Origin of the sequence: Nocardioides sp. NPDC127514 (assembly GCF_040302125.1) — a bacterium.
In the GTDB taxonomy this organism is placed as follows: Bacteria; Actinomycetota; Actinomycetes; order Propionibacteriales; family Nocardioidaceae; genus Nocardioides.
Genome location: NZ_JBEORF010000001.1, coordinates 36,679 through 59,483 on the forward strand (window position 1 = coordinate 36,679; position 22,805 = coordinate 59,483).

The following is a 22,805-nucleotide window of genomic DNA, read 5'->3' on the forward strand; positions in this document are numbered from 1 at the left end:
CTGGTGGCCGACCCGGTGGATGAGTCCGGTACGCCTGCGGGTCGGGTGGCTGCTTGTGAATTGCCAGCCCCCATCCGTAGTTGGGGAAGCTGCTAGCGAGCAGCCACCTCACGCATCCAATCGTTCTTCATCTGATCGGATCACCTCCTTTCCCGTGTGGCTCAACGGTAGGCGCCGGGTCCTAGCGGGATCAAAGGGTTATTTCTCAAGTGTCACCGCTCAGGCGGGCTCCTCGACGAGGGCGTGGCTGAACTGCGACTGATAGAGCTCGGCGTACGCACCCTTCGCCTCGAGCAGCTCGGCATGGTTGCCCTGCTCGACGATCGCGCCGTCGCGCATGACCAGGATCAGGTCGGCGTCGCGGATCGTGGAGAGCCGGTGGGCGATCACGAAGGACGTACGGTCCGAGCGCAGCGCGGCCATGGCGTGCTGCAGGAGCAGCTCGGTGCGGGTGTCGACCGAGGAGGTCGCCTCGTCGAGAATCAGCAGCGACGGCTCGGCGAGGAACGCGCGGGCGATCGTGATCAGCTGCCGCTCGCCCGCCGAGAGGTTGCCGCCCTCGTCGGTGATCAGGGTGTCGTAGCCGTCCGGCAGCGAGTGCACGAACCTGTCGACGTACGTCGCCCGGGCCGCCTCGAGGAGCTCCTCCTCGGTCGCGTCCGGCCGGCCGTAGCGGATGTTGTCGCGGATCGTGCCTTCGAAGAGCCACGTGTCCTGGAGCACCATCCCGGTGCGTTCGCGCAGGTCGGAACGGGGAATCGAGGCGATGTCGACGCCGTCGAGGGTGATCTGTCCGGCGTCGAGCTCGTAGAACCTCATGATCAGGTTGACCAGGGTGGTCTTGCCCGCACCTGTGGGCCCGACGATCGCGACGGTCTGCCCGGGACGGGCCACCAGGGACAGGTCCTCGATGAGCGGCCTGTCCTTGTCGTAGGAGAAGCTCACGTGCTCGAACCGGACCTCGCCGGCACCCGCGTCGTTCCGGGGAGTGCCGACATCGGGCGTCTGCTCCTCGGCGTCGAGCAGCTCGAAGACCCGCTCGGCCGAGGCGACGCCCGACTGGAGCAGGTTCATCATCGAGGCGAGGGTGGTGATGGGCTGGGTGAACTGGCGCGAGTACTGGATGAAGGCCTGCAGCTCACCCAGGCTCAGCGCTCCGCTGGCGACCCGGAGCGACCCGACCACGCAGACCACCACGAACATCAGGTTGCCGACGAACATCATCAGCGGCATCAGGATCCCGCTGATGAACTGTGCCTTGAAGGATGCGGCGAAGAGCTTGTCGTTCTCCTCGGCGAAGGTCTTCTCGACCTCCTCCTGACGCCCGAAGACCTTGACCAGGTCGTGGCCGGAGAAGGTCTCCTCGATGTGGCCGTTGAGCTTGCCGGTGTGGCGCCACTGGGCCACGAACTGGCCCTGCGACCGCTTCATCACCGCGCTGGTCACCACCAGCGAGACCGGCACCGCGAGCAGCGCGATCAGGGCCAGGACCGGGCTGATCCAGAACATCATGAACAGCACCGTGACCAGCGTGAACAGAGCGGTCAGCACCTGGCTGAAGGTCTGCTGCAGCGTCTGGCTGATGTTGTCGATGTCGTTGGTGACCCGGCTGAGCAGCTCGCCTCGCGGCTGCTTGTCGAAGTAGGACAGCGGGACGCTGTGGACCTTCTTCTCGACGTCCTCGCGCAGGCCCTTCACGGTGCCCTGGACGACCGAGTTGAGGATCCAGCCCTGCACGAAGGAGAGCAGGGAGGCGACGAGATAGACGGCGAGCACGACCAGCAGTGCACTGCGCAGCGCGTCGAAGTCGACGCCCTGGCCCGGGGTGACGTACTCCATCCCGGAGAGCATGTCGGCGAGCTTGTCGTCGCCCTGGGCACGCAGACCCTCGACGGCCTCCTCCTGCGTCACCCCCGCGGGCAGCTCCCTGGAGAAGACGCCGCCGAAGATGATGTTGGTCGCCTTGCCCAGCAGCCACGGACCCAGCGACATCAGGGTCACGCTGACCGCGGCCAGGCCGATGGTGGCGTAGGCGTGGAGCTTGTAGGGCGCCATCCGGCGCAGCAACCGCTTGGCCGAGGGGACGAAGTTCATCGCCTTGTCCCCCACCGCGCCGCCCGCGCCCATCGGGCCGGGGCCGCCCTGGGGACGTACGATCCGCTCGGTCTTCTTCATCTGGCCGTTCGTCTGGTCGCTCATGCCGCGGCCTCCTCTGCGCTGAGCTGGGAGGAGACGATCTCCTGGTAGGTGGCGTTGCCGGCGAGGAGCTCGTCGTGGGTGCCCTCGCCGACGATGGCGCCGTCCTCGAGCACGAGGATCTTGTCGGCGTCGCGGATCGTGGAGACCCGCTGGGCGACAACGATGACCGTGGCGTTGCGGGTCTCGGGGGCGAGCGCCGCGCGGAGCCGGGCATCGGTGGCGACGTCGAGCGCGGAGAAGGAGTCGTCGAAGAGATAGATGTCGGGCCTCCTCACCAGCGCCCGGGCGATGGCCAGACGTTGCCGCTGACCACCGGAGACGTTGGTGCCGCCCTGGTCGATCTCGGCGTCGAGGCCGGTGCCGTCCTCGGGGGCCATCCGCTCCACGAAGTCACGCGCCTGGGCGACCTCGAGGGCATGCCAGAGCTCCTCGTCGGTGGCGTCCGGCTTGCCGTGGAGCAGGTTGGAGCGGACGGTGCCGGTGAAGAGGAAGGCCTTCTGCGGCACCAGCCCGAGGGAGCTGCGCAGGGTGGCCGGGTCGAGGTCGCGTACGTCGATCCCACCCACGCGGACGACACCGGCCGTCGCGTCGAAGAGCCGCGGGATGAGGCCGAGGAGGGTCGTCTTGCCGGCGCCGGTGGAGCCGATGATCGCGACGGTCTGGCCGGGCCTGGCCTCGAAGGTGAGGTCGTGGAGGACGGGGTGGTCGGCGCCGGGGTAGGTGAAGCCCGCGCCGGTCAGGTCGACGTGCCCGTGCCGGGAGATCTCCGTGACGCCCGCCGCCGGCGGGGTCACGCTGGTCTCGGTGTCGAGGACCTCGGCGATCCGGTCGGCGCAGACGGCGGCGCGCGGGACCTGCATGAGCATGAAGGTGCCCATCATGATCGACATCAGGATCTGCATCAGGTACTGCAGGAAGGCGGTCAGCGGGCCGACCTGCATCAACCCGTCGTCGACCCGGATGCCGCCGAACCAGATCACCGCGACGCTGGCGACGTTGATGACCAGCATCATCAGCGGGAACATCGTCGACATCCATCGCCCGGCCCGCAGCGCGACGTCGGTGAGCTCGTCGTTGGCCTTCGCGAAGCGCTCGGTCTCCTGACGCTCGCGTACGAACGCCCGGATCACCCGGATGCCGGTGATCTGCTCGCGCAGGATGCGGTTGACCGCGTCGATGCGCTCCTGCACCTTGCGGAAGTTGGGGACCATGCCGCGTACGACCACGGTCATGGAGATGAGCAGCGCGGGGATGACGACCGCGAGCAGCCAGGAGAGCCCGGCGTCCACCTGGATGGCCATCACGACGCCGCCGACCATCATCATCGGCACCATCACCGCGAGGGTGCAGGTGAGCACGGCGAGCATCTGGACCTGCTGGACGTCGTTCGTGGTCCGGGTGATCAGCGACGGGGCACCGAAGCGGCCGACCTCGCGAGCGCTGAAGGAGCCGACCTTCGCGAAGATCGCCGCCCGCAGGTCGCGGCCGAAGCTCATCGAGCTGCGGGCGGCGAAGTAGACGCTGGTGATCGAGGCAAGGATCTGCACCAGCGCCACGCCGAGCATGATCGCGCCGATCTCGAGGATATAGCGGGTGTCGCCCTCGGCCACGCCCTTGTCGATGATGTCGGCGTTCAGGCTGGGCAGCAGCATGAACGCCGAGGTCGACAAGAGCTGCAGGATCGCGATGACGACCAGGAATCTCTTGTACGGGAGCAGGTAGTCCCGCAGGAGTCGGAGAAGCATTCAGGAGGTCTCTCTGGTCAGGCTGTGCTCGATGAGAATGCCGCCGAGCAGCACGTCGATGACGTCCTCGCTGCTGAGCGGCTGGTTCGTTCGGTTCAGACCAGGGAGCCAGGCCCCGATCGTGAGGCTGCGCAGCACCAGCGCGGCCTTGCGCGGCGGCAGCCGCAGCTCGTTCACGTGCGGCTCGAAGACGAGCCTCGTCAGGTTGTCGATGAGGGCCTTGTTGGCCTCGATGAGGAACTTCGGAGGACCGGGTGGATGACGTACGCCCTCGGGATCCGGCTCCTCCGTCACGGCCGAGCGCACGGCCATCATGACGAGGAGGCCGCGCTGCGAGGTCGCGGCGAGCAGGTCGATCACGGCACGGAGCTTGTCCTCGATGTCGGCCTTGCCCTCCACCACCTCCGCCATCGACTGACCACCCCTGGTCGGGTCGAAGACGTTCTCGGCGACCGCCCGGTAGAGCTCCCGCTTGTCGCGGAAGTGCCGGAAGATCGTGCCTTCGGCGACTCCGGCCGCCTCGGCGATGAGCCTGGTCGTTGTCGCCGTGCCGTGCTCGATCAGCAGCGTCTCGGTCGCCGCGATGATCGCGGCGCGCCGGTCGGCGGCAGGAATCGGCTTGGCCCGCGTACGTCGTTCGTCCACATGGACCAGCGTAAGTGAGTGAGTACTCACTCACAAACCTAATTATGGGTGGGTGCTCCTCCCAAACCCTGTTCGACCGGATGCGGACTAGGGCATGCTGGGCCCCACTGTCGGGCCGACAAGGGCCATGACAGCGGTGGTCCCGACAATCTCGACCACCGAATCCAGGAATGGAGACAGCATGCGTAGGTTGTTGACAGGCGCGGCCGCAGTCGCGCTGGGGGTCACCGGCACCCTCGTCATGGCGAACTCGGGCAACGCCACCTCTGACCAGGAGGTCCGCTATGTCGTGGCATATGCCGAGGGATCCTCGGCCGCCAGCGCCCGTGCCGCGGTGAAGGCCGCGGGGGGCGAGATCATCTCTGAGAACAGTGCCATCGGAGTCGCGACGGTCACCGCAGGTGAGGGATTCGCCGAGGCGGCCAACGCCTCGGACGCCCTCGTCGGCGCGGCCCAGGACAGGATCGTGGGCGCCACGACTCCTGACGCGGCCAGCAAGGCCCGCAAGCAGGAGGTGTCGAAGGTCGAGACCGAGTTCCGGTCCGGCAAGGGCACCGCACCCAAGACCCCGAAGCCCAAGGGATCCACGGAGCCGCTCTCCGGTCTGCAGTGGGACATGAAGCAGATCGACGCCGCGGCGGCCAACAAGACCGAGCGCGGCAAGGGTGTCCGCGTCGGCATCCTGGACACCGGTGTCGACGGGTCGCACCCCGACATCGCGCCCAACTTCGACGCGCGGCTGAGCCGCAACTTCACCACCGACATCCCGGTCGACGCCAACGGCGCCACGGTCGACGGTCCGTGTGAGGACGAGCCCGACGCCTCCTGCAGCGACGCGGCCGACGTCGACGAGAACGGCCACGGCACGCACGTCGCCTCCACCATCGCCTCGCCGGTCAACGGCGTCGGCATCACCGGTGTCGCCCCGGAGGCCGACATCGTCAACCTGCGCGCCGGCCAGGACTCCGGCTACTTCTTCCTGCAGCCGTCGGTCGACGCGCTGACCTACGCCGGCCGCAACGGCATCGACGTGGTCAACATGAGCTACTACGTCGACCCGTGGCTGTTCAACTGCACCAACCACCCGGCCGACTCGGCCGCGGACCAGGCCGAGCAGGTCACGATCATCACCGCGATGCAGCGTGCCCTCGACTACGCCCGCGCCCGTGGCGTCACCCTCGTCGCGGCCGCCGGCAACCAGGCGATCGACTACACCAAGCCGCAGACCGACGCGAGCAGCCCCGACTACGCCAGCGAGCCCGGCGAGGCGGCCTACGTCCGTGACCTGCTCGACCCGGAGTCGTGCGTCTCGATGCCCACCGAGGGCAACGGGGTCATCGCGGTCAGCTCCACCGGTCCGTCCGAGCGCAAGTCCTACTACTCCAGCTACGGCGACGGCTTCGTCGACGTCGCGGCGCCTGGTGGGGATGCGTACGACACCGCGGACGGGACGCGCGACTACGCCGCCACCATCCTGGCCGCCTACCCGTACGACCTCGGTGTTGCCGAGGGCGCGATCGACCCGGCGACCGGCGAGGTCCTGGTGCCGTGGGCGGTCTCGGACTGCTCCAGCGGTGAGTGCTCCTACTACCAGTACCTGCAGGGCACCTCGATGGCCTCCCCGCACGCTGCTGGTGTAGCCGCGCTGATCGTCGGCGAGTACGGCAGCCGCGACTACTCCGGCAAGACCCTCTCGCCCAAGAAGGTCGAGAAGATCCTGCTCAAGTCGGCCACCGACAAGGCCTGCCCGGTCCCGGCGGACTTCACCTACGTACGCCACCTGCCCAACGGCACGACGGCGACCTCCACCCACACCTGTGAGGGCGGCGAGGCCCCGAACGGCTTCTACGGCAGCGGCATCGTCGACGCCAAGGCGGCGGTCAGCTACTGACAAGCTGCAGGTTTCACCGGTTAACCGGGGATTCCTACCGTCACCACGGGCCCGGATGCTCAACCCGAGCATCCGGGCCCTTCGCGTCCCATAGGGTTCGGCCATGCAGAGTTGGTGGGTGGCGCACTGGGTCGAGATCGCGGGGGTCGTCACCGGGGCGGCATGCGTGGTCCTGGCGGCGCGGCGGAGCATGTGGACGTATCCGATCGGGATCGCGAACACCGCGCTCTACCTGGTCGTCTTCGCCGAGAGTGCGCTCTACGCCGACGCGGCGCTGCAGGTCATGTTCATGGTGCTCTCGGTGACCGGCTGGGTCGACTGGGCCATGGCGCGGCGACGGGAGTCGGAGGCGCGGCTGCGCCGTGACGACGCGTTCGTCGGGGTCGCCTCGGCTCGCACGCTGCTGCTCCTGGCGCTGGGGTTCGTGGTGGCGCTGGCGGCGATCGCGTACGTCCTGTTCGCCTTCACCGACTCCACGACCGAGCTTCCCGACGCCACGGTGACCGCGGGCAGCGTGATCGCGCAGATCATGCTCAACCGCCGCTGGTGGCAGTGCTGGCTGGTCTGGCTGGCCGTCGACGTCGTCTCCGTCGGTCTGTACGCCTACAAGGGCCTGTGGCCGACCGCGGTGCTCTACCTCGGCTTCTGCGTGATCGTCCTGGTCGCGCTGCGGGACTGGCGCCGTGTGCTGGTCGCCGACCGCGAGCCGGAGGTCGCGGGTGTCTGAGAAGCGCTTCACGCACGGGTTGGTCCTCGGGAAGTTCTACCCGTTCCACGCCGGCCACCAGGCGCTCATCCGTGCGGCCCTGCGGGCATGTGACCAGGTCACCGTCGAGCTCCTCGGCTCGCAGGTGGAGACCATCCCGCTCGAGGTGCGGGCGGAGTGGCTGCGGGAGGAGCACCCGACCGCCCACGTGGTCGCCGCGATGGACGAGGCCCGGGTCGACTTCGACGACCCGGCCGCCTGGGACGAGCACATGGTAGTCATCTCCGAGCTGCTCCCCGGCCCGGTCGACGCGGTCTTCTCCTCCGACGCCTACGGCGAGGAGCTCGCCCGGCGGCTGGATGCGACGTGGGTCCAGGTCGATCCCGGGCGGGTGTTCAATCCCGTCTCCGGCACCGCCGTACGCCCTGACCTGACCGAGCACTGGGCCGAGCTGCCGGCTCCGGTCCGCGCCTGGCTCACCGAGCGGGTCGTGGTGCTCGGCGCGGAGTCGACCGGGACCACCACACTGGCCGAGAGGCTGGCCGCTGACCTGGGAACACACTGCGTCCCTGAATATGGCCGGCTCTGGTCGGAGATCCGTCCCGGCGGCCTGTTCACGCCCTGGCGCAGCGACGAGTTCGACCTGATCGTGGACCGGCAGATCGGCTGGGAGCACGCCGCCCGGCGCCGGGTGCCGAAGCCGGTCCTGGTCTGCGACACCGACGTGCTGGCGACGACGCTGTGGCACGAGCGCTACGTCGGCCCGACACCACCTCACCTGGTCGAGCGCGCGGCCGCGCACCGGCCGGTCGCCTATGTCCTGACCGGGGACGAGATCCCGTTCGTGCAGGATGGGATGCGCGACGGCGAGCACGTCCGGCACGGGATGCAGGAGCGGTTCCGCGAGACGCTGGCCGAGCAGCCGGTGCCGTGGATCGAGGTCCGCGGCAGCGTGGCCGAGCGCCTCGCCGCGACCAACGAGTTCCTCGAGCCGCTGCTCGGGCGAAGCAACCGGATCGGCCCGTCATTGGAGGAGCTGGGTAGATGAGTGATCGCTGGCAGAAGACGTCGGCATCGCCGACCGTGCCGCACGTCCAGCACGGCGGGCCGCGCGACGGGCTCACCGCCGCCGACCTCTTCAGGTCCCCCGACGAGACCGTCGAGCTGGACGAGAAGCTGCGGCGTACGTATTTCTGGCTGGTCAACAAGGCGGTGATCTCGCCGTTCTACGACGTCGAGTTCGATGCCGCGAAGGCCAACCGGTTCCCGCTCGGCGATGCCGGCGCGGAGATCACGCTGCCCACGCAGCCGGCCTACTCCTCCAACGTGCTGCTGCCGCTGCTCACGTTCGCGGTCGGCGGGAAGTGCCTGATGATCGGCGGGCCCGGCCGTGGCAAGACGACGCTCGCGGTGCTGATGGGAGTGCTGTCCGGGGCGACTCCGGAGGACGTACGCCGCCACCTGCAGCAGGGGCAGCCGCAGCTGACCGTGTCGGACCTGGTCGGGTTGCCGCTGCCGCGCGACCTCGTCGCCGCGGGTTCGCTGGCGGAGATCACGATCGCCTGGAAGTCGTGGCTCACCCAGAAGGTCAAGATCGTCGACGAGTACAACCGCATCCCCACCAAGACCCAGTCGGCGCTGCTCACCATGGTCGCCGAGGGCTACGTGGAGAGCCACGACCAGCTGCGCCGCACCGCCCCCGACGAGGGTGTCGAGAGCTGGTTCTTCACCGCCAACGACGACTCCGGCGGCGGCACCTTCCAGGTCATCCAGGCCCTCAAGGATCGGCTCGACGTCACCGTGCAGGCGTTCGGCTTCAACGGCCGCTTCTTCGACGAGCTGGTCACCCGGGTCGAGGCCGGTGAGCGACCGGAGGAGCACGTGCCGTCCTCCCTGGTCTTCTCCTCCGACGAGCAGTCGACGATGCTCGCCGCCATCCGGGCGGTGCCGCTGCCCGCAGACGTACGCCGGAAGCTGGAGTACTTCACCGGGCAGTTCGAGTTCGTGCAGCACGGCGGGCGGCGGTTCGAGTACCGCACCAAGGACGTCGTCGCGACCGCAGGCGGGGACGTGAGCGCGGTCATCGACGCCAACTCCGGCGCCGACCTGGTGGTCGACCTCGGCGCGCAGACCCTGAACGGACTCTCCGTGCGGGCGCTGCAGACCCTGATCCTGTACGCCAAGGCGTCGGCATGGTTCCGCGGCGCCTCGTCCGTCGGGCTCGACGACGTGCGCGCCATGGTGCCGTTCGTGCTCCGCGGGAAGCTGCTGCCCAACCCGCAGCACCCACGGTTCGAGGCCGGCGACAAGGAGCTCGCCCACGACCCGGCCTCCTGGCTCGTCGACCTCTTCGACACCGCGATGAAGCAGTTCGTCGCGCTCAGCCTCGAGGCCTCCGATCCCGTCGGGGATCTGCTCGCCGAGCTCGGCGGCGGCCTGGACGGGCTCGACCGGCTGACCGTCTCGCAGCGGCTGACCCGGATCGAGTCCGAGGTCGGCCGGATCTCCAAGGTCGGCAAGATCTACGGCCGCGACTACGACGACCTGGTCGCGCTGAAGTATCTCCACCAGCGCTACTCCAACTACCTCCACTGGCTGGAGGGTTCATGATCCGGCGTCCTGGGCACTCCGTGAACGCCTCGGTGGCTCGGCAACCGGGCGGGTTGCCTGCTGTCACCGGGCTCGACCTGGAGCTCGCCGAAGCCAACGTCGCCCGTTGGGGCGGCGACACCGGGCTCTTCCGTACGTCGCTGGCAGCCGCGCTGTCGTCCGGGCCCCTGCCCGAGGCCGCGGCGATCCAGGATCTCGCCGCCGTGGCCGCCTGGCGCGCGGGAGTCATCGGGCTCCGCAAGGACGCCCTCCGCGCGGCGTCGTCCTGTCTCGATGCGGGGCTCGGGGACATGGTCGGCGCGACGCTCGGGATGCCGGGGGCCGACGTGGCCGGATTCGTCGAGGGGCAGCGTACGGACCGGTTCTTCTGGCCCGCCTGGCAGCAGCTGGGCCGGGCCTATCTGATCGCCCGGATCGGGGGCTTCGCGGGGCTCGGCGGACCGTGGCTGGCGCACCCGGGCGACGTCATCGCGGCCGGCGAGGGACGATGGCTGGTGGAGGTCGGCGAGGAGCTGTGGGCGGTCGACGCCGACCTGTTCGGTCACTCCGTCTCACTTGCGGGCGACGACCCGGCGGACACCGGCGACACCGGCACCGCCGGCGTACGGGTGGTCAGTGTGCCCACGTCCTACCTGCTCGAGGTCGTGCGGGAGGCCGGGTGAGAGCGCCGACCGCGGCGGAGCGCGAGGCCTGGGAGGCGGCCCTCGACCTGTGGGGTGTGGACCTCCATGACCCGGTCGTGCACACCCGCTCCGACCAGGGCAGCTTCGCCTGGTTCGGGTTTCCGCCGGAGGTCAACGTCGACCCCGGCGAGCTCGCCCGCCACGGCGGAGAAGGGCATCTGACCAGCGTCTTCGCTCACGAGATCGGCCATCACGTGCTCTCCCCGAGCACCCGGGTCGACTCGCTGAAGATCCGTCAGCAGATGGCGCGGGTGATCGACCTCTACGACCGGCAGCACCGCCTCGACCTGGTCGCCGCGAGCGGGTTCTGCGCCAACCTGTGGTCCGACATGCTGATCAACGACCGGGTGATGCAGCTGCAGCGCGCCCGGCTCGCCCCGGACGAGACCCCCGACATGGTGCGGCTCACCCAGGCCCTCGCGGCGCCTGCTCTGGCCAAGGGACTGCGCGGCGCGGAGGACAACGAGCTGTGGTGGGTGGTGCAGCGGGCGTACGAGCTTCTCTGGCGGATTCCCGAGGGTTCCCTCGCCTGGCCCGAGCCGCCGACGCGGTGGAAGACGGACTACGAGCAACAGCTCCGCAGTGCCCGGCGCCGCCTGCACGGCTCGAAGTCGAAGCAGCGCCACGAGGCCTACCAGGCCAAACGGGAGGTCGCCGAGCTCGAGTACGACCCGCGCGCGGGCCTCGACCCGGCTCACGACGCGACGACGGTGGCCGACGTGGTGCGTACGCTCGCCACCGACCCGGTCAGCGGCGCGGTGCCCTGGGCGATGGTGATGGCGCCCTACCTGCTGCTCGGCTTCACGAGCAGCGGGTGCCACGAGGAGTCGCCGGGTGCCCCCAGCGCGGCCGAGCTCGCCGGCGCGATCGGCGACCCACGGCTGCAGACGCCCCTGGTGCACCCCGACGACGCCGAGGTCGTCCTCGCCGACGGCGACGCCGCCGCGGCCGCCTCCGACGGCAGCGGGCAGGCGCTCGGGCTGGCCAGGACGCTCGAGCTGATGGCCGGCGCCGACCCCAACGCGGTGATGGCCGCCTGGTACGAGGCCGAGGCCCGCCCGCACGTCGCGCCCCTGGTGCAGCGCGGGCTCGCTCCCGCCGGCCCCGCGATCCCCGGGCCCGTGGAGGAGTGGGAGCTCGGCGACGACCTGGCCGAGCTGGACTGGCCGGCGACGCTGACCACAGGTGCGGTCTTCGTGCCGGGAGTGACCACTCGGCGGCGTACGTTCATCGCGGACGAGCCCGAGCCGGCGTACGAGCCGGTTCTGCTCGACCTCTACCTCGACTCCTCGGGATCGATGACGAACCCGCAGCGCGGTTCGGCCGCGATCGTCGCCGGGACGATCCTCTCGCTCTCGGTGCTGCGCGGCGGCGGGCGGGTGCGGGTCACCTCGTGGAGCTCGGCCGGCCAGGTCGCCGGCGACAGCACCTACACCCGCGACCGGGTCGAGATCATGCGACAGCTGACCACCTTCTTCGGCGGCGGCACGACCTTCCCGCTGGACCTGCTGCGCGCCCGCTATCCCGAGTCTCAGCGGCCGCAGGACGGGCAGCGCCACCTCGTGGTGCTCTCCGACGCCGGGCTGGACACGTTCCTGGGCCGGGGCCAGGAGGAGTACGCCGACGTCGCCCCCGCCGTGCGGCGCGTGATCGACACCGGGTCCCTGATGATCATCGGACACTGGCGCGGGCAGGCCCGCGAGCAGGCCGAGCGGCTCGGCTACGACGTCGCCGAGATCCCGGACGTGATGCAGGCGCCCGAGGCGTGCGCGGCGCTCGCCGCGCGGATCGCCGCCTACACCCCGGAAGGAGCAGCCCGTGGCTGACGAGGACCTGTTCGAGACCTGGCTCGACGAGGAGCTCGATCTCGACGCCGCCTGGGAGGGGTTGACGCCCGGCCCGTCGGTCGACGAGGTGATGGCCCGGATCTCGACCACGCCGTCGTGGTTCCTCGACGACGCCGTCGACATCGTGGCGCTGGCCGGGGACGTGCTCGACACCTCCGGCGGGCCGTTCATCGCGGCTGCCCGGAGGGTGGCCTCGACCGGGAAGCCGGTCGCGCGCCAGGGAGCCGGAGTGGTCCTGTGGCTGATCGCCTCGCAGGAGCTGGCGGGACCGTTCTCGGCCGCGCTGCGCGAGGACCGGTTCGACCGGGCGCTGGTGACGCTCTCACTGCGCCTGGCCGCGGTCGTCGAACCGCAACGCTGGGTCGAGGAGTCCGAGCGCCGCGACGAGGCGGCGCGGACCTTCCTGCTGTGGAACGGGCAGCTGCCGGCCCGCGAGGACGAGCGCAACGCCCGCGCCCTGTTGTCGCGCCTCGACTCCGCCGCCCGCGCCGAGGCGCTCGAACGGGCCCGGCGCGACCGCGAGCACCGCTCCGAGATCCGGCGGCGCCTGGAGGACGCGCGCGCACGTGAGGCCGCCAGCCGCTACAGCCCGGAGTGACCGTGAGCGAGACACAGGACCCGCTTGACCTGGCCGAATACACCCCGATGGCATCGGCCGCCCTCACCGACGGCGAACGCTGGCCGGGGCTCTCGGCTGCCGGGGAGGCTCGCCTGGCCGCCGCGGATGACCATCCCGCCGCACCGGTCTGGCGACACCGGGTCGGCCACCGCCTCACTCCGGCCGAGCAAGAGGCGGCCCGGTCGCAGCTCCCGCTCGAGGGCTGGCTGGAGCAGCACCTGGCGGTGGCACGGTCACTGCCTGCGTACCGTCGGCATCAGGGGCCGCTCGACACCCTCGGTGAGTTTCCGCTGATCAGCCGGCAGAACCTGGTCGACGACATCGGTGGGTTCGTGCCGCTGGACGCCGACTACGGGCGGATGCTGCACGGCACCTCCTCGGGGAGCACCGGCGCGGCCCTGGTCATGCCGGACGACCCCGACGAGCTGGCCCGTGGCTTCCACTGGCTGCGCGGTCTGGTCGCCGGACTGACCGGCGGGTGGGCGCCGGATCCGGCTCGTTTCGCCGTGGTGCAGGTCGTGTGGCAGCGGCAGGCGTTCACGTACGTCTCGGTCGCTCCCGGCTTCGGCGAGAGCCTCGTCGCGCGAGTGAACCTGCACCCTGGCGAGTGGCCTCTCGAGAGCCAGCGGGCGTTCCTCCGCGACGCCGACCCGCAGGTGATCTCCGGGCACCCCACGTCGCTGGAGCATCTCCTCGACCTCCGCGACGTCGTACGCCCGATCGCGATCATCTCCTCCGCGATGGCGTTCAGCGCGACGCTGCGCGCCGATCTGGAGCGGGCCTTCGAGTGCCCGGTGATCGACGTCTACGGCCTGCACGAGACCCGGCCGGTGGCGGTCAGCACCGACGGCGGCCCGTTCGTCGTCGCCGACCGCCGGGTGCACGTCGAGATCATCGGTCCCGACGGCTCCGCACTCCCCGAGGGCGAGATCGGCGAGATCGTCGTCACCGCAGGTGAGAACCTCTTTCTGCCGCTCGTCCGCTACCGCACCGGCGACACCGGCCGCCTGATTCGCGTCGACGGCAGGCTCGCGATCGATGCCCTCGAAGGGCGCGAGGCCACTGTCTTCGTCACCCCGGCCGGCGCCCTGGTCCCTTGCGTCGACCTCACCCAGCATCTCCAGGACGCGGGCGCGCGCGGCTGGTCCGTCGAGCAGGCCGCCGACGGCACCGTCGTCGCGACCATCGCCGGCGGCGACGCGTCCGTGGTGGCGGCACGCATCGGCGCCATGCTCGGCTTGGACGTCACTGTCCGTCGCGTCGCGACCCTCGCCGACCTGGGCGAGGGCAAGCCCCGCCGCTACCGATCCCTTCGTCAAGGTATGTAGAGGAAGGCGCACATCCCTCGCGGACCTCCGCCCGGGATGTGTTCCTTCACCTGCATACCTTGACGAAGGAACACCCTCACCCCTCGCGGATGACCGCGACCTGACCCGCGCGGACCAGGTGCGGGCCGCCCTCGTTGCCCGAGAGCAGGTCGGCGCCGCGGACGGGGACGATGACCGGCTCGCGGGTGTGGTTGATGACGAAGACGTACGTCCCCTGCTCGCCGACCCGCCGGATCGCCTCGACGCCCTCGGGAAGGCCTCCGACGACCGGCTTGGTCGTGGTGAAGATCTGGGTGGCCAGGGTGTCGAGGGCGTCGGGGGTGAGCTCGGTGCCGACGTACCAGGCAGTGCCCTTGCCGACGCGTCGGCGCGTGACGGCCGGATCGCCGGCACAGTCGCCGGTGGCGTACGCAGCGACGACGTCGGCCCCGACGGCGCGGCCGCGCTCGCTCCAGATCGCGCCGGATCCGTAGGCGGTCAGCGGGATCTCGTCGCCCTCGGGAAGCGGGCAGAACTCCTCGATCCGCACGCCGAGGAGATCGGACAGGGCGCCCGGGTAGCCGCCCAGCCGGATGTGGTCGTGCTCGTCGACGATCCCGGTGAAGTAGGTGGCGACCAGAGTGCCGCCGGCCTCGACGAAGGCGGTGAGCCGGTCGACGGTCTCGTCGGCGAGCAGGTACTGGACGGGCAGAACGACGACGTCGTAGTCCTTGAGCGGGTCGGTCACACCCACGACGTCGACGCCGAGGTTGCGGGCCCAGCAGGCCTTGTGCCAGGCCCGGGCGGTCGCCATCGGGTCGACGTCGACCGACGGGTGCGAGTCGAAGGTCGCCGCCCACCACGAGTCCCAGTCGAAGACGATCGCGACGCCGGCCTGCTCCACGCGGGTGCCGGCGACCTCCGCGATCGCGGAGAGATCCGCGCCGAGGCGTACGACATCTCGCCAGAGCCGGCTCTCGGTGCCGGCGTGCGGAACCATCGCGGAGTGGAACTTCTCCGCTCCACCACGCGAGGCACGCCACTGGAAGAACAGGGCGCCGTCCGCGCCGCGCGCGATGTGCTGGAAGGAGTTGCGGCGCATCTCGCCGGCCGTCTTGGCGATGTTGCGCGGCTGCCAGTTGACCGCGGAGGTGGAGTGCTCCATCAACAGCCACGGTGCACCATGGGCCAGCGAGCGGGTCAGGTCGGCGGTCATGGCGAGCTGCGGGGTGCGGTCCTCGTCGGCGGCGTCGAGGTAGTGGTCGTTGGAGACGAGGTCCCCGACGTCGACCCAGCTCCGGTAGTCGAGCGACTTGCGGAAGCCCATGAAGTTGGTGGTCAGGGGCTTGTCCGAGTGTGCCCGCACCGCCGTCGCCTCGACCCGGTAGATATCGCGGATCTCGTCGGAGCAGAACCGCCACCAGTCCAGCTGCTGACCGGGGTTGGCGAAGTTGCCGTAGGAGACCTGTCGCGGCGGCCCGATCTGGTCCCAGCTGGTGTAGCGCTGGCTCCAGAAGGCGGTCGCCCAGGCCTCGTTGAGCTCGTCCACGACGCCGTAGCGACGCTGCAGCCAGCGCCGGAAGGCCACCGCGCTGGCGTCGCAGAAACAGTGGTCGTTGTGGCAGCCGTACTCGTTGTTGACATGCCACATCACCACCGCCGGGTGGTCGTCGTACCGCTTGACCAGCTCGGTGATCAGCGTCGTGGCGGCCTCGCGGTAGGCGGTCGACGAGGGACAGTACGCCTGGCGCGCGCCGAACGCGCGCGGGTTGCCGATCTGGTCGACGAGCGTCGCCTCCGGATGACGCTCGAGGAACCACGGCGGCGGGCTCGTGGTCGCGGTCGCCAGGTCCACGGCGATCCCGCTGGCGTGGAGCTTGTCGAGCACCCGGTCGAGCCAGCCGAAGTCATAGCTGCCCGGCTCCGGTTCCAGCAGCGCCCAGGAGAAGATCCCCACGCTGACCAGGTTGACCCCTGCCTCCCGCATGAGGCGTACGTCCTCGTCCCAGACCTCCTCCGGCCACTGCTCCGGGTTGTAGTCGGCGCCGTAGGCGATCCGCCCACCCAGGGCCCGGGTGACCTGCTCCATCCCGCTCATGGCGCCAGTCGCTCGGTGCGCCACTTCTCGCCCTCACGCCGGTAGACGAGCCGGTCGTGCATCCGCCCCGGGCGCCCCTGCCAGAACTCCACCGCCTCCGGTTCGACCCGGTAGCCGCCCCACTCCTCCGGCACCGGAACCGGCTGGCCGTCGAACTGCGCCTCGATCCGCTCGTACGCCGCCTCCAGCTCCTCGCGCCCGGCGACGACCCGGCTCTGGTGGGAGGCGTGCGCACCGAGCTGGGAGCCGCGCGGGCGCTGGGAGAAGTAGGCCTCGACGTCCTCTCGGGAGAGCTCGCGGGCGAGCCCGTCGATGCGTACCTGCCTCTCCAGCGGATGCCACGGGAAGAGCACCGCGCAGCGCGGGTTGTGCGCGAGGTCGGAGCCCTTGCGGGAGGCGGTGTTGGTGAAGAACGTGAAGCCCTCGGTCGAGAAGCCCTTCAGCAGCACGGTGCGCGACGAGGGCGCGCCGTCCGGCGAGACGGTCGAGACCACCATCGCGTTGGGCTCGACGATGCCCGCGTCCCGCGCCTCGGCGTACCACCTCTCGAACTGCTCGAACGGGTCGTCCGCGAGGTCACCCTCGGTCAGACCACTGCGGGTGTACGACTCGCGCGCTGCGGCCAGCTCGGCTGAGAGATCCATGGTCTCAACCTACGACCCTACGCACGGACTCAGCCCATGCGGAGTCAGCCCATGAAGCCTTTGACCTGGGTGCCCGACTCGTCGAGCTTGTCACCCAGCTGCTCCAGCGCCGAGCCGACCTTCGCCAGAAGCTCCGCGATCGTCTCCAGCGACCCGGAGAGGTCGTCGAGCGCCGAGCCGGCGCCGCCGATCTCCTTCGCCGCGCTCGCGATCGACTTGGCCGGACCGTCTGCCATCGGTACGCGGCCGAGGCCCTCGGCGACATCGGCGAGCCGGTCGACGCCCTTGGAGATCGCAGCCGAGATCCCACCCAGCGAGGTGGCCACGTCGCCCAGCGTCCCCTTGACGCCGCCGGCACCGTCCCCGACCAGCACGGAGCCGGCCTCTCGGGCGCGCCCGCCGGCCTCCGCGAGGCCCTCACCGAAGGTGTCGAACAGCTTGGGCAGCCGCTCGATCGACGCCAGCACGTCCTTGTTCTCGGTGATCAGCGTGATCACCTTGTCGATGTCCTTGGCGTTGAGGCCACCGACGAGCTTCCCGAGGTCCATGGGGCGACAGTAGCGGCGCGCTCCCTACCGTGGCCGCTCCCCACGCCCGGGTCGAAGCCAGGATGCGGCACAATGCCCGTGACAGCAGAGGAACGGAGAAGGCAGTGAGCCAGGTACAGCACGGTCTCGAGGGCGTCGTGGCCTTCGAGACTCAGATCGCGGAGCCCGACAAAGAGGGTTCGGCCCTCCGCTACCGCGGGGTCGACATCGAGGACATCGTCGGGCGGGTGCCGTTCGAGAACGTCTGGGGCCTGCTGATCGACGGCTCATACGGCCCCGGCCTGCCGCCCGCAGAGGCCTACAACCTGCCGGTGCACACCGGTGACGTACGCGTCGACGTCCAGGCCGCCATCCCCATGCTCGCGCCCGCCTTCGGGTTCGGCCAGACCTACGACATCTCCGACGAGCAGGCCCGTGAGGACCTCGCCCGCGTGGCCGTGATGGTCCTTTCGTACGCCGGCCAGTCGGCCCGCGACATCCACCTGCCGATCGTGCCGCAGCGCGAGGTCGACAAGGGCAAGACCCTGGCCGAGCGCTTCCTGATCCGCTGGCGTGGCGAGGCCGACCCCGCCCACGCCCACGCGATCGACGCCTACTGGTCCTCGGCCGCCGAGCACGGCATGAACGCCTCCACCTTCACCGCCCGGGTGATCACCTCCACCGGCGCCGACGTGGCCGCGGCCTTCTCCGGCGCGATCGGCGCGATGAGCGGGCCCCTGCACGGTGGCGCGCCCTCACGCGTGCTCGGCATGATCGAGGACGTCGAGAAGTCGGGCGACGCCTCCGGCTATGTGAAGGGCCTGCTCGACTCCGGCGAGCGGCTGATGGGCTTCGGCCACCGTGTCTACCGCGCCGAGGACCCGCGTGCGCGCGTCCTGCGCCGCACCGCCCGCGAGCTCAACGCGCCTCGCTACGAGGTCGCCGAGGCCCTGGAGAAGGCGGCGCTCGAGGAGCTCCGCGCCCGGCGCCCCGACCGCGTCCTGGAGACCAACGTCGAGTTCTGGGCGGCCATCGTCCTCGACTTCGCCCAGATACCGGCCAACATGTTCACCTCGATGTTCACCTGCGCCCGCACCGGTGGCTGGTCCGCCCACATCCTGGAGCAGAAGAAGACCGGGCGCCTGATCCGCCCGAGCGCCATCTACACCGGCCCCGCGCCCCGCCCCGCCGACGCGGTCGAGGGCTGGAACGCCGACTGGGCGAAGTAGACGCCTGATACTCGAGGAACCGACCGGCTTCAGCCGGTCGGTTCCTGCGTTGTGGGGTCGGTAGCGGGTCAGCCGTCGAGGCGCTTGGCCATGCAGACCACGAGGTCGTCGTCCTTGTAGAAGCCGAAGGGCTCGACGTCGACATAGCCGTTGGCAGCGTAGAGACCGATGGCCTCGTGCTGGAGGCCGCCGGTGGTGAGGACCATGGCCTCGAAGCCGGCACTGCGGGCTGATGCCTCGACATGCGCGAGCATCCGCTTGGCGAGCCCCTGACCCTGGGCCTCGGGCACGACGTACATCCGCTTGATCTCGGCGGTCACCACGGTCCCGAGGGCGGGCTCGCCGGAGCGCCGCCAGGCGCCGGAGGCGACCGGGACGTCGTCGAGGTAGCCCAGGAAGTACGCGCCCGCGGGCGGCTCGAACATCTCCGGCACGGTCGGGTCGTGGTCGGGTTCGCCGTAGCGTTCGACGTAGAACTCCTGGACCCGGTCGACCAGTTTCTGAGCATCAGGGTGGTCGTACGCGACCCGGCGAATCTCAACAGACACGTCGGTATTCTGGCCGATGCCCGCGACTTGCGAGAATGGGTTTATGACGCTGCAGATCCCCGCCGACCTCCTGCCCGCCGACGGACGTTTCGGGTCCGGGCCGTCCAAGGTGCCGGCCGGCCGCCTGGAGGCGCTCGCCGCGACCGGAGTGTCGGTGATGGGGACCTCTCACCGGCAGCAGCCGGTGAAGGATCTCGTCCGCCGCGTGCAGACCGGGCTGGCCGATCTGTTCTCCCTGCCGGAGGGCTACGAGGTCGTCATCGGCAACGGTGGCTCGGTGGCGTTCTTCGACCTGGTGACGTACGCCCTGGTGCGCGAGCGCAGCCAGCACGCCGTCTTCGGGGCGTTCGGCAAGAAGTTCCTCTCCGCGGCCAAGGCGGCGCCGTGGCTGGCCGACCCGTCGGTGATCTCGGCCGAGCCGGGGTCGCTGGCCGCGCCGGCATACGAGTACGACGTCGATGTCTACGCCTGGACACACAACGAGACCTCGACGGGCGTGATGGCTCCGGTCGTACGTCCGGCCGGCGCGGGCGCGGACCAGCTCACCGTCGTCGACGCGACCTCGGCCGCCGGTGGGCTGCCGCTCGAGGTGACCCAGAGCGACGTCTACTACTTCGCGCCGCAGAAGTCGTTCGCCTCCGACGGCGGTCTGTGGCTGGCCCTGCTCTCCCCCGCCGCGATCGCGCGGGCCGAGGAGATCGCGGCGAGCGGCCGGCACATCCCGTCGTTCTTCTCGCTGACCGAGGCGATCAAGCAGTCCCGCAGCGCGCAGACCGTCAACACCCCCGCGGTCGCGACGCTCTTCCTGATGGCCGAGCAGCTCGACTGGATGAACTCCTCCGGCGGGCTGGACGCGATGGTCGCCCGCACCACCGCCTCCTCCGACGCGCTCTACGCGTGGGCCGAGAAGGCGCCGTACGTCCGCCCGTTCGTCGAGGACCCCACCCACCGCTCTCTCGTCGTCGGCACCGTCGAGCTCGACGCCGGCATCGACAAGGACGAGCTGCGCCGCGTGCTCGCCGAGAACGGCGTCGTCGACCTCGACGCCTACCGCGGCGTCGGCACCAACCAGCTCCGGATCGCGATGTACCCCTCCGTCGACGCCGCCGACATCGAGGCCCTCACCGCCTGCATCGACTGGGTCGTCGACCGCCTCTGATCCGTCGAGTCGGCTCGTCATGACGAGCCGACTCGGCGTCAGGTGCGCTTGCGGAAGATGAAGTACGCAGCGACGGCGAGCGCCACCAGCGCGATCGGCCCGGCGGAACCGCCGTCATCCTCACCCTCGTCCCCACCGTCGACCTTGTTCTCCGGCTCAGCCTCGTCCGGGGCCGGGTCGGCGGTCGGATCGGCGGTAGGGGACGGCTCGTCGCCGAGCACCTCACCGACCAGCTCGGGATCGACCCTGATCACCTCGGCGCGGATGCCCTCGCTGGTCACGACCACCTCGCCCTTCGAGGTCACGCCGATGGCCTCGCCCTGCTCCTGGTCGGGGGTCCGGAAGGAGCCCACCCGGTCCATCGAGGGCCAGGCGTAGATCGTGGCGGAGTAGTAGCCGCGGACGACCAGGTGCTTGCCGTCGGGGAAGAAGGCGCCGTCGGTGGCCATCGGGATGACCGGGGCGACCTCCTTCAACCGGTTGGGACCGTCGGGGTCGAGGCGCCTCGGCACGGCGTAGAGCCGCCCGCCTCCCCAGTCCTTCGTGGCGACGAAGACCCGGCCGTCGGGGTGGGCGAGCAGGGACTCGGCGTTGTGCGGCCCGTCGGGATAGACGAGCTCGTAGACGGTCGGGGAGACCGTGCGCTCGCCCCGCCCGACCCGCACCTTTGCGATCCTGATCGAGTCCCAGACGCTGTTGTTGTCGCCGATGTCGCCGACCCAGACGTGGTTGCCGCCGGCAGGAGCGAGACCTTCGACGTCGACCGGGTCGGCCGCCCAGTGGGTCACGCCGACCGTGTCACCGCTCGAGTCGACGGTGAAGACGCGCCCGCTGTCCCCGGAGTCGTTGGTGGTGGCGTACAGACCCTTGCCGAGCGGCGTCAGCGCGCTGGCCTCGCTGATCGTCGGGTCGGAGAAGGCGAAGAGCACGTCGTCGCCCGCGGCGCTCGCGGGCATGGCCGAGATCAGCACCAGCCCGAGTGCGCCCGCGGCGACGACCGCCTTCATCACCCGGATCTCATCGCTCCGCGAGCAGCTCGCCGAGCTTCGGACGTACGCGCCACTCGGCCACGAGCTCGTCGTACTCCTTCTTCACCGAACCGCCCTTGACCGGCGAGCCGGTGCGGATCGCGCGGAGCATGGTGTTGCGCGGGGTGTGCTGGCTCTCCACGAACTGCACGACCTCGACGCGGTAGCCGGACAGGCGCAGCAGGCTCGCGCGCAGGGCGTCGGTCAGCGTGTCGGCGAAGCGCTCGCGGAGGATGCCGTGGCGGGTGAGCATGGAGTAGGGCGCCGGAGTCGGGGCCTTGCGCAGCTGGGCGGCGATGTCGTGGTGGCAGCACGGCGCGGCCAGCACCAGCGGCGCCTCCCACTCGATCGCCCGGGCGAGGGCGTCGTCGGTGGCGGTGTCGCAGGCGTGCAGAGCGAGCACCACGTCGGGCTTCTCGGTGAGCTGTACGCCCTCGATCGTCCCGGCCACGAACTCGGCATGCACCCCGAGCTCGGCCGCGATCCTCGAGTTGTGCTCCCGGGACTGCTCCTTGACGTCGACGCCGGTGACGACGACGGGCAGCTCGCGGACCTCGGTGAGGTAGCGCTGGGCCGCGAAGGTCAGGTAGCCGTTGCCGGCGCCCAGGTCGATGATCCGCAGCGGCTCCTCGGCGGTGGGCGTGCGGACCTTGCCGGACTTCATCGCGTCGGTCAGGGCGGCGTCGAGCTGGCGCAGGAACTCCTCGACCTGGCGGTACTTCGCCTGGCGCGACGGCTTCAGCTTGCCGTCCTTGTCCGAGAGCCCGAGCACCCGGAAGACCGGGTCGGACTCCGGCAGCAGCCGCTCTTTTGCCTGGTCATGGCCACGTTCGGCCTCGACCGGAGCGGTCAGCTCCGTGGTCGAGACGAGTGCCGTCGTCGGCGACTTCGCCTGGATCTGGGTCTGCTCGGTCGCGGTCGTCACGACCCAGTTGGCGAACGGTACGTCGAGCAGGTCGTCCAGCGCGGTCGGGTCGCCCACCGGGTGGTTCGCGGTGAACGCCTGGGTCGCGTCGTACGTCGTGATCTGCAGGTGTCGTCCGGCCTTCAGGTCGACGTAGCGGATCTCGGCGCGACGCCACTTCGGTGCGCTGCCACGCTGTTTGCCGGACGCGACCGCCTTGACCAGCTGGTCGGGATCGAGGATCACCGACCGCATCCGATTCAGCGCCCGCAGCAGCGGTTCGGACTCCCTGCTCAACTCAGCACCCCAGCAATGACGACTACCAGCAGAAGGGCGACCAGCGCGCCGGGAATGATCATTCGGCGGTAACGCGGGTTCACCGCTTCAGTCTAGGCGCGGCCCGGGTGCCAACACCC

Annotated in this window: 19 protein-coding genes; 10 read left to right on the forward strand and 9 right to left on the reverse strand. The window is 70.2% G+C overall.

Translation table 11 applies throughout. The annotated features are described in order from the left end of the window. Positions 1 to 219: 219 nt before the first annotated feature. The 3 genes from ABTX24_RS00195 to ABTX24_RS00205 are packed head-to-tail and all read right to left on the reverse strand — an operon-like array spanning position 220 to position 4,619. A complete protein-coding gene (locus ABTX24_RS00195) occupies positions 220 to 2,199 on the reverse strand; it encodes an ABC transporter ATP-binding protein (RefSeq protein WP_350836559.1) in 1,980 nt (659 codons plus the stop codon). Further along, positions 2,196 to 3,944, reverse strand: coding sequence for an ABC transporter ATP-binding protein (locus ABTX24_RS00200; protein ID WP_350836561.1), 1,749 nt, complete (start codon positions 3,942 to 3,944; stop codon positions 2,196 to 2,198). The genes ABTX24_RS00195 and ABTX24_RS00200 overlap by 4 nt, the downstream gene beginning before the upstream one ends. Beyond that, entirely contained in the window at positions 3,945 to 4,619 is a 675-nt protein-coding gene (locus ABTX24_RS00205) for a TetR/AcrR family transcriptional regulator (protein WP_350836563.1), read from the reverse strand. A gap of 151 nt (positions 4,620 to 4,770) precedes the next feature. On the opposite strand from ABTX24_RS00205, the gene ABTX24_RS00210 reads away from it, so the two are divergent. The 8 genes from ABTX24_RS00210 (at position 4,771) to ABTX24_RS00245 (ending at position 14,273) form a co-directional block, all read left to right on the forward strand. Further along, a complete protein-coding gene (locus ABTX24_RS00210) occupies positions 4,771 to 6,480 on the forward strand; it encodes a S8 family peptidase (protein WP_350836565.1) in 1,710 nt (569 codons plus the stop codon). 103 nt (positions 6,481 to 6,583) lie between these two features. Continuing rightward, complete coding sequence (gene pnuC / locus ABTX24_RS00215) at positions 6,584 to 7,207, forward strand: nicotinamide riboside transporter PnuC (RefSeq protein WP_350836567.1); 624 nt, start codon at positions 6,584 to 6,586, stop codon at positions 7,205 to 7,207. Then, positions 7,200 to 8,234 carry an AAA family ATPase gene (locus ABTX24_RS00220; protein WP_350836569.1) on the forward strand — a complete coding sequence of 345 codons (1,035 nt, stop codon included), beginning with the start codon at positions 7,200 to 7,202 and terminating at the stop codon, positions 8,232 to 8,234. Before pnuC ends, ABTX24_RS00220 begins: the two co-directional genes overlap by 8 nt. Further along, entirely contained in the window at positions 8,231 to 9,796 is a 1,566-nt protein-coding gene (locus ABTX24_RS00225) for a MoxR family ATPase (protein WP_350836571.1), read from the forward strand. Before ABTX24_RS00220 ends, ABTX24_RS00225 begins: the two co-directional genes overlap by 4 nt. Further along, on the forward strand, positions 9,793 to 10,458 hold the full coding sequence (locus tag ABTX24_RS00230; RefSeq protein WP_350836573.1) for a hypothetical protein: 666 nt from the start codon (positions 9,793 to 9,795) through the stop codon (positions 10,456 to 10,458). Before ABTX24_RS00225 ends, ABTX24_RS00230 begins: the two co-directional genes overlap by 4 nt. Further along, complete coding sequence (locus tag ABTX24_RS00235; protein ID WP_350836575.1) at positions 10,455 to 12,305, forward strand: hypothetical protein; 1,851 nt, start codon at positions 10,455 to 10,457, stop codon at positions 12,303 to 12,305. Before ABTX24_RS00230 ends, ABTX24_RS00235 begins: the two co-directional genes overlap by 4 nt. Then, entirely contained in the window at positions 12,298 to 12,924 is a 627-nt protein-coding gene (locus tag ABTX24_RS00240; protein WP_350836577.1) for a hypothetical protein, read from the forward strand. Before ABTX24_RS00235 ends, ABTX24_RS00240 begins: the two co-directional genes overlap by 8 nt. A 2-nt stretch (positions 12,925 to 12,926) precedes the next feature. Beyond that, on the forward strand, positions 12,927 to 14,273 hold the full coding sequence (locus ABTX24_RS00245) for a phenylacetate--CoA ligase family protein (RefSeq protein WP_350836579.1): 1,347 nt from the start codon (positions 12,927 to 12,929) through the stop codon (positions 14,271 to 14,273). Between the two features lie 76 nt (positions 14,274 to 14,349). Here the strand turns inward: ABTX24_RS00245 and ABTX24_RS00250 are convergent, their stop codons facing one another. From ABTX24_RS00250 to ABTX24_RS00260, 3 genes are read right to left on the reverse strand one after another with little or no spacing between them, the layout of a single operon-like run. Continuing rightward, positions 14,350 to 16,350 (reverse strand): beta-galactosidase, encoded by a 2,001-nt coding sequence (locus ABTX24_RS00250; protein WP_350836581.1) that lies wholly within the window; start codon positions 16,348 to 16,350, stop codon positions 14,350 to 14,352. Next, positions 16,347 to 16,994: a pyridoxamine 5'-phosphate oxidase gene (pdxH, locus tag ABTX24_RS00255; RefSeq protein ID WP_350836583.1), complete on the reverse strand. Its 648-nt coding sequence runs from the start codon at positions 16,992 to 16,994 to the stop codon at positions 16,347 to 16,349. Before pdxH ends, ABTX24_RS00250 begins: the two co-directional genes overlap by 4 nt. Before the next feature lie 44 nt (positions 16,995 to 17,038). After that, a complete protein-coding gene (locus ABTX24_RS00260) occupies positions 17,039 to 17,542 on the reverse strand; it encodes a hypothetical protein (RefSeq protein WP_160025559.1) in 504 nt (167 codons plus the stop codon). Positions 17,543 to 17,646: 104 nt separating this feature from the next. Between ABTX24_RS00260 and ABTX24_RS00265 the strand changes: the two genes are divergently transcribed. Then, entirely contained in the window at positions 17,647 to 18,750 is a 1,104-nt protein-coding gene (locus ABTX24_RS00265; protein WP_457165679.1) for a citrate synthase 2, read from the forward strand. Positions 18,751 to 18,818: 68 nt separating this feature from the next. Here the strand turns inward: ABTX24_RS00265 and ABTX24_RS00270 are convergent, their stop codons facing one another. After that, positions 18,819 to 19,298: a GNAT family N-acetyltransferase gene (locus tag ABTX24_RS00270; protein WP_350836585.1), complete on the reverse strand. Its 480-nt coding sequence runs from the start codon at positions 19,296 to 19,298 to the stop codon at positions 18,819 to 18,821. Positions 19,299 to 19,341: 43 nt separating this feature from the next. On the opposite strand from ABTX24_RS00270, the gene serC reads away from it, so the two are divergent. Then, positions 19,342 to 20,457 (forward strand): phosphoserine transaminase, encoded by a 1,116-nt coding sequence (gene serC / locus ABTX24_RS00275; protein ID WP_350836587.1) that lies wholly within the window; start codon positions 19,342 to 19,344, stop codon positions 20,455 to 20,457. A 38-nt stretch (positions 20,458 to 20,495) separates the two neighbouring features. On the opposite strand, the gene ABTX24_RS00280 is transcribed toward serC, so the two are convergent. Together ABTX24_RS00280 and ABTX24_RS00285 are read right to left on the reverse strand one after the other, a co-directional pair. Further along, entirely contained in the window at positions 20,496 to 21,467 is a 972-nt protein-coding gene (locus ABTX24_RS00280) for an SMP-30/gluconolactonase/LRE family protein (protein ID WP_350836589.1), read from the reverse strand. Between the two features lie 7 nt (positions 21,468 to 21,474). After that, positions 21,475 to 22,686 carry a class I SAM-dependent methyltransferase gene (locus ABTX24_RS00285; protein ID WP_350836591.1) on the reverse strand — a complete coding sequence of 404 codons (1,212 nt, stop codon included), beginning with the start codon at positions 22,684 to 22,686 and terminating at the stop codon, positions 21,475 to 21,477. Positions 22,687 to 22,805 lie beyond the last annotated feature (119 nt).